Origin of the sequence: Bordetella petrii (genome assembly GCF_020991325.1) — a bacterium.
Classification (GTDB): domain Bacteria; phylum Pseudomonadota; class Gammaproteobacteria; order Burkholderiales; family Burkholderiaceae_B; genus Bordetella_A; species Bordetella_A petrii_E.
Genome location: NZ_JAJMLX010000489.1, coordinates 1 through 1,375, shown reverse-complemented (window position 1 = coordinate 1,375; position 1,375 = coordinate 1). Strand labels below are relative to the sequence as shown.

The window sequence follows — 1,375 nt, the reverse complement described above, 5'->3', positions numbered from 1 at the left end:
CCCTGCCGCCCGGACACGCCTCGCCAGGCGCCCCGCTCGGGGCGCGCGCGCCTCCGGCTTCTCTCGGTTAGTGCCGACCAGCCCGCTGCCCATGGCCGCGGCCTTGTGCTTTTCCACCGAGAGATTCCATGCCCGTACTTTCCACCAGGGCCGGGGCCCGCGCCCTGCCCGACAATCCCGATACCGATACCGTGCGCCGCGCCGACGTCTACCGCGCGGTATGGCGCTGGCACTTCTATGCCGGCCTGCTGGTATTGCCCTTCATGATCCTGCTGGCCGTCACCGGCGGGCTGTATCTGTTCCACACGGAAATCGAGAACGCCTGGTACCGCGACCTGAAGCACGTGCAGCCGGGCAAGGCCCCCGGCCTGGCCCCTTCGGCGCTGACTGCCGCGGCATTGCAGGCGCACCCCGGCACCCTGGCCAAATATGTTCCGCCCGCCGCACCTGACGCGGCCGCCCTGGCGGTGGTCAAGCCCGCCAGCGGCGACAGCCTGGCCGTGTACGTCAACCCGTACGACGGCGAGGTGCTGGGCGCGCTGCCGGAACGCGGCACGCTGATGTGGACCATCCGCCGGCTGCACAGCCTGGACTACTTCGGTCCCATCGCCAACGGGGCCATCGAGATCGCCGCGGGCTGGTCGATCCTGCTGGTGCTGACGGGCATCTATCTGTGGTGGCCGCGCGGGCGCAAGCAGGGCGTGCTCAGCGTGCGCGGCACGCCGGCCCGGCGGGTGTTCTGGCGCGACACGCATGCCGTGACGGGCGCCGTGGCGGGGCTGTTCATTCTGTTCCTGGCCATTACCGGCATGCCGTGGTCGCTGGTGTGGGGCAAGCAGGTCAACCAGTGGGCCAACGGCAGCAACTTCGGGTATCCGGCCGGCGTGCGCGTAGCGGTACCCATGTCCGATGAACACCTGGCGCACCGGGGGCCCACCACCTGGTCGCTGGAACAGGCCCGCATGCCCCTGTCCGAGCCCACGCACGGCCAGGGCGGCGCCATAGGGCTGGACCAGGCCGTGCGCATTTTCAACCAGTTGGGCCTGGCGCCCGGCTATGCCATCAATCTGCCGCAAAGCCCCGCCGGCGTATACACCGCGTCGGCCTATCCCAACGACCTGGCGGGCCAACGCGTGGTGCACCTGGACCAGTACAGCGGCAAGCCCCTGCTGGACATGAGCTATGCCGACTACGGCCCCCTGGGCAAGGCCCTGGAATGGGGCATCAACGTGCACATGGGGCAGGAATTCGGGCTGGCCAACCAGTTGGTGCTGCTGGCCGCCTGCGCGGGCATCGTGCTGATGAGCGTGGCGGGCGCCGTCATGTGGTGGAAGCGGCGCCCCGCGGGCGAGCTGGGCGTGCCGCCCATGCCGGC

1 protein-coding gene is annotated in these 1,375 nt (G+C 70.1%); it reads left to right on the top strand.

Translation table 11 applies throughout. From position 1 onward, the window contains the following. Window positions 1-128: 128 nt before the first annotated feature. On the top strand, window positions 129-1,375 hold a 1,247-nt coding region (locus tag LPZ50_RS24850), incomplete at its 3' end, for a PepSY-associated TM helix domain-containing protein (protein WP_230665494.1).